Genomic DNA, 5,221 nt, shown 5'->3' on the forward strand with positions numbered 1-5,221 from the left:
GGTTGGTGTCGCAACCCCTCGGAATCATATCGAAACTCGGCCGTCCACCGTTACGTCAGCGTTCTGACACAGCCTCTAAGCGACAAAGAAGGGCTCGTTAATGTTGGAGCCCTAGCCGCGGTAGTGGTGGAGATAGTACCTGATGCTAAAGAAGGATTTGATAAATGGGGCGATGGGTACGCATACCACTGGGTAAAATATTTCCACGATGAGATTTTGAGGAATCTTCGACACGAAGTGTCCGGCGTCGATGATCTGAAACGCGATACGGAATCTATCGAGCGGCTAGCAGTCGATTCTCGCCGTGCACAGATCAATGTCCGCGCATCTTTGGAACAGACGGGCCTTCCAGATAATTTGATCGAACCGGACGAAAGCGCCGCAGCGAGTTCGTCCGTAGCCGAGAAGACATAGCCTTCAGGACTGTGATCTCCCGATCTCTGCCGCAGCCGCAATACCGTCTTCGATTATGTTACGGATGTAGAACACTTCGGATATGGACATGTTGCTGTCCATTTCGTCGTCGACACGGCGCAGCAACTCGATCAAGGCCGCGTTCTGTGAAACCAGCCGCGAAACCTGATGCTCAGCCACACACGGGCCGAGTTTGCGGAAACCAGCATCGTATATTCCCGTGGCGTCCTCGATAAACGTCCCCCGACCAATCATGGTGGCGATGTCGTCGATCACACTCTCACGATTTTGATCGTTGGTTGAGATCAAACGCCCGATCGGGGTGAACTCGGAATGCCAAACCAGTTCGCTGTTGTCGGCGGCTTTGACTGCCGCGACGGGCGCACCGTGGCCGTTGTCCTCCCAATGGAGGATTACGACGTCGCGTCTCAAGTCTGGGCAATGGCAGAGCGTACCTACGGGAGGTTGACCGTCGCCTTTCCACTCGGTGGACTTGCTCACTTTCCTTTCCTTGGCGGGTCATGCCCGCGTCTGTGGTGTGATCTGATTCTACCTCACCGTCAGAAGCATATTCAACTATTCGTGGAATATCGTTCATCCAACTGATGGTAGGATTGTAGGGCCGTCAGTTAATTTGGGTTCGGCTATGGGACTCGAACCCGCAACTGCTGGGACTCGAACGAAGCGGGAAAAGGCGAATCAGTTCAAGCACTTGATTCAATGGTAGGAATCGTCAGTTTGTTGGCATCGGCACACGAGTGATACTTTGGTGCCAACAACGGTGCCAACAAATTGAATCGCTGGGCCGTCCAGACCTGTCCCATGTAGTCCAAAGGACCCTGGAAACGCTAGGGTGTCAGGGACGGCTATGGACGGTATGGGACTTCTGTGGACAGATTGGTGGGCCCGGCATCTACTTAGAACGACGTTTAACACTTTGAAAAACAACGATTTTATAAAAATATCCATGAAGGATACCCCCACGGATACCCCCAGTACAAAATAGTATACAATTTTTTAGCGATGTATCAGCCATGCAAAAATATACTATGAGACCGGCTATTACTGAAATCGGATTTTCTTATAATTTGAACATTGCGGCGTGAAATCTATGCGTGTTTGGATAAGGGGCCGAACGTGAGGGACGGCCCCTTATCGATATTTCAGGCCAGGCTGTGCTTGAGCTGGCTCATCTTATCGTGCCCTTCACGCACGGAATGAAAAGCGCGCTCGACGACCTGACGCGACGCCGGATCAAGATCGGCGTGCCCCAAGGCATCTTCATACTTGGCTTTGATGTGGTCTTCGCCTCGCTCGACTTCCTGGATGATCGCCTTGTCATCCTTACCTGTGATAGCCTGCTTCAAATCCATGAATGTGCGGTGAGCCGCCGCCAGGAAGCTGCTATCGCTCTCCGGATCGCCGCCGAGGCGACGCACCTCGGCCTGCAGTTCAGTGGCGGCGGCACTGCGGTCGCGCGCGAACTCGGCGAACATGGTAGCGAACTGCGTGCTTTCCGCATCCTTCGCCGCATCCTGATAGCCCTTCATGCTGTCCAGGGTAACCTGAATAAGGCTGTTCAGCGTCGAAACGGTTTTCTCAGTGCTCATGATGCTCTCCTTGTTAGAAGCCTTACAACTGTCCGATCGACGACCCGATCCTGCTAGTCGTTGCGCCAATTCGATCAGTTGCAGCTGGATCGTGGCGAATGGAAATTTTGGTTCGCCACTGTGCTGACACGTCAACGGCGTTAGACGACGGTATTTGGAACCACTGCGTGGCTCCCCTCCTCGCTACCCTCGATCGTGCCGCCAAAAAGCATTTTCAGTTTCCCGCTGAGCGACATGTCCGTTTCCCACAATTCCGCGTCATCGATGTCGAAGCGAAGGAGCGCGAGGTTGGGATCATTTTTGCCTCCCGGAAACCATGCCTCGACGATTTTAGACCAGAGCTTGTCGATCATGGCCGGATCATTATCGACGGTGACATTGCCAGACAGGCACGCAAAGAAATCTTGTCCCTTGGAGACAAATTGCGCCATCGCTGGCCCGCCGGTTGCCAAACGATTGTTCTTGCCGATGAAGAACCAGATTGTGTCGACCTGATCTTTGTCCAATTGCGCGGTTAGAGGCTCCGAATGGCTTCGACCATCCGCCAAACCTACCATGAGAAATGGCCCTTTCTCGAGCTTGTCCCACATATGCTGTTTCAGTTTGTGCGTATCGACTGGCATGCTACTCTCCTTCTTTCGCTCCCTTCAACGCTAGGAAAGTGGCTAAGTTGCGCCGCGCGGGATGTAGATCTGGGCCTAAACCGAGATCGTAAATCGTTCCCGATGACCCAAACTTCCTACGCTCGCGCAACCGCCTGGACGAAACGAGCGTAAACGCGGGATTTCAGGCCAAGCTTTTCACTCTAGGATCCAAGTTTCCGCGTCGGCCTCATTATCAAAGAATTTGACGCCCTCGCGATCGGTCAATCGCTGCGCCTGAAGGCGAGCCAGGGTAGAATTACAAACGAAAGCAAGGCGTCGCGAGCGCACATCCGCCGACGCAAGTAGAGAGGAAAACGCTTCCACGACCGCCTGAGGCTGAATTTTCATGTTTCTGATATCTACCAAAGTCAGATGCCCAGGTGCTCTGAGCTTCAGCAGCATTTCGCGATACCTAGCCGAAAAGCGATGAACGTCTGCCTCATCGAAAAATCCCGACATCTCCACGCGCATCAAATTGTGCTGAATATCTGCATGAATTGCGAAGACCGCATCCACTCCCATTCTCCTAAACACGTCGCGATCGGCATTATGCAGCTTTCAAAGATGTTCCGTAATATTTTAGTGAAAGCCTTGAACCGTCGGCGATCTCAACGTCGCAGAATTTTCCATACCACTTGCGAATATCGCGGGCTTGCAATCACCTCGCACAAATTCTTGTGCGTTTATTGACCCAGCAACCTTCTTCGAACGTTACGGTTCCAAGAGAATCCATAGCCTTGTCGTCGTCGGGATCCGCATTCCAGCTGGCGTCTCCCTTCCCTTCACCGTCGACTATGACAACGGCAAAATGTGAGTTTTCGGGCTTGCCCGAGCTCCACGCGTTCAGAGTGTAACCGCCGTCTCCCATTGGATAGACTTCGCATTTTTCGTTGACGTGAACCTTGCCTTCAACCTCGAACCGACAATATCTCATTTCGGAGCCGGGAACATCGGCTGCTCCTGCGTTGGCCGCTTCTTCCGGCCGGGCATACGGTGCACTCTCCTTCTTGGCCCCCGCAACATTAGAAACGGTGTTGCTGACGCTCGCCCTGCCCGAGACCTGTTCGCTCTGATTTGTTACGGAACCGTCACAACCAGCAAGCAGGGTAAGCACGCTGGACCATATGGCGAGGTAGCCGAAACGGTCTTTGTCCATTTTCTTGCCCTCCATTCTTCTCTCCCGTGAACTATCCACCGGCGTTCACAGGATAAAGTGGCGCGCGATGACGCGACTTCGCAATCAGGTAGAGCACCAAGCTATGCAGCCCGTTAAACGGACAGTTAAGTTACGAAAAACCTTTAGAAACCAACATAGATTAAACGCTTCGTTAATCCTCTCTTCGCTTTCCTGGGTGTAGGAGGCGTCTCGAAATTGGAGATGATATGAAGCGCCTACTCTACATCAGCACGGCCCGTTCCATCTTGCATGCGTCCGAGCTTGACGACCTTCTGCTCAAAGCGCGCGAGGCAAATTCCCGTGTCGGGATCACCGGCCTGCTGATTGTAGGCGGACGCCGCTTCCTTCAAGTGCTTGAAGGTGCCGACGAAGCTATTGCCGCGACATATGAGCGAATAAGGCATGATCCCCGTCATTTTGCTCTTGTTAAACTCCACGACAAGGAGGTCGGGTCAAGGGCGTTTGGGTCGTGGGCAATGGGTTTCGAGCAGGTTGTAGATGCCGCCGGTTCGGTTAGCGGTTCGTTGGAAGAGCAGGTCAACGCCTTGGTTGCCCCTATCTCAGACCCTACGTTGCGCGCATATTTTACGGGTTTTGCGAAGACGCATGCTGCGAACTGACCGGATGTCAGCATCCAGCATGCAAGACCGGGACATTGTGCCTGTAGACGACAGCAGCGCTTCTCACCGGAGCAAGGGGGTGGCTGTTCATGATGTCTGATATTGTGTCTCGCCAATCAGTCCGTGGCAGGATGAGCGATTCCTGAAGCATTATCTCCAATAGCATTTACAACATTCTCATCGATTCGCTCCGGTGCCGTAACAATCATTCGACGTCCGGCATCGATCTGCTTCATGCCCATCATGCGGGCAGCCATCCTTTCAGGCACATGCCAGCTTTCTGGCAAGGATCGAGCGACGGCGCCGGGGAGGGTCGTCCAAAGTAGAATGCCGGACAGGAACCCGCCCAGGCAGAATAATATTACTTGAATCTCCTGCTCGGCCGCTCCGCGTCCGCGCGCTATGATCCGGTCTATTTGCGAGGCCTTCCGAGAAAACCCGTCTTGCGCTTCATGCAGCATCGTTCTGTCTTCCGCCCTTGCTATTTGCGCAGATGCGATGATCCGCTCCACCAGCGCTTCAGGCGTCATCTCCATCGCCGGACGGCTCTGGATCATGTCGAGCTTATGCGCATGCACGCCGAGCGATTTGTTGATTTGCGCCAATGTCGCGCTGTAATCGGGGATCTTCTCCCTCGCAGCTGTAAGGCCTTCAAGCGCGTGACGCAGGAGGCTCAGTTTGAACCACCCCGGCTTTCCCGGAGGCATTTTGAATTGAGTCATGCAACCATATCGAGGGTCTCTCTGGCTGCATAGT

The 5,221-nt window shown here is 53.6% G+C and carries 8 protein-coding genes; 2 read left to right on the forward strand and 6 right to left on the reverse strand.

The window, feature by feature from the left end; translation table 11 throughout:
* Positions 1-414: hypothetical protein (locus AC0KVN_RS27340; protein ID WP_483656783.1), on the forward strand; the 414-nt coding region annotated here is incomplete at its 5' end.
* A 3-nt stretch (positions 415-417) separates the two neighbouring features.
* Here the strand turns inward: AC0KVN_RS27340 and AC0KVN_RS27345 are convergent.
* From AC0KVN_RS27345 to AC0KVN_RS27365, 5 genes are all read right to left on the reverse strand, one after another.
* A complete protein-coding gene (locus tag AC0KVN_RS27345; protein WP_435568821.1) occupies positions 418-915 on the reverse strand; it encodes a hypothetical protein in 498 nt (165 codons plus the stop codon).
* Positions 916-1,577: 662 nt separating this feature from the next.
* Entirely contained in the window at positions 1,578-2,024 is a 447-nt protein-coding gene (locus AC0KVN_RS27350) for a ferritin-like domain-containing protein (RefSeq protein ID WP_048939613.1), read from the reverse strand.
* 140 nt (positions 2,025-2,164) lie between these two features.
* Positions 2,165-2,647: a pyridoxamine 5'-phosphate oxidase family protein gene (locus AC0KVN_RS27355; RefSeq protein WP_483656786.1), complete on the reverse strand. Its 483-nt coding sequence runs from the start codon at positions 2,645-2,647 to the stop codon at positions 2,165-2,167.
* Between the two features lie 177 nt (positions 2,648-2,824).
* Positions 2,825-3,184: an STAS/SEC14 domain-containing protein gene (locus AC0KVN_RS27360; RefSeq protein ID WP_313334061.1), complete on the reverse strand. Its 360-nt coding sequence runs from the start codon at positions 3,182-3,184 to the stop codon at positions 2,825-2,827.
* Positions 3,185-3,326: 142 nt separating this feature from the next.
* Entirely contained in the window at positions 3,327-3,839 is a 513-nt protein-coding gene (locus AC0KVN_RS27365; protein WP_435568823.1) for a hypothetical protein, read from the reverse strand.
* A gap of 212 nt (positions 3,840-4,051) precedes the next feature.
* On the opposite strand from AC0KVN_RS27365, the gene AC0KVN_RS27370 reads away from it, so the two are divergent.
* A complete protein-coding gene (locus AC0KVN_RS27370) occupies positions 4,052-4,465 on the forward strand; it encodes a BLUF domain-containing protein (RefSeq protein WP_072895767.1) in 414 nt (137 codons plus the stop codon).
* A gap of 116 nt (positions 4,466-4,581) precedes the next feature.
* Here the strand turns inward: AC0KVN_RS27370 and AC0KVN_RS27375 are convergent.
* Positions 4,582-5,221, reverse strand: a 640-nt coding sequence (locus AC0KVN_RS27375) for a DUF6118 family protein (RefSeq protein WP_483656789.1), incomplete at its 5' end; no start/stop codon positions are given.

The sequence above is a fragment of the Sphingobium sp. SG1 genome (assembly GCF_057063145.1).

Bases quoted from the DNA above. Each gene is read 5' to 3' on its own strand.
- AC0KVN_RS27350 (WP_048939613.1), bottom strand. From the start codon at position 2,024: ATGAGCACTGAGAAAACCGTTTCGACGCTGAACAGCCTTATTCAGGTT.
- AC0KVN_RS27370 (WP_072895767.1), top strand. From the start codon at position 4,052: ATGAAGCGCCTACTCTACATCAGCACGGCCCGTTCCATCTTGCATGCG.
- AC0KVN_RS27355 (WP_483656786.1), bottom strand. From the start codon at position 2,647: ATGCCAGTCGATACGCACAAACTGAAACAGCATATGTGGGACAAGCTC.
- AC0KVN_RS27365 (WP_435568823.1), bottom strand. From the start codon at position 3,839: ATGGAGGGCAAGAAAATGGACAAAGACCGTTTCGGCTACCTCGCCATA.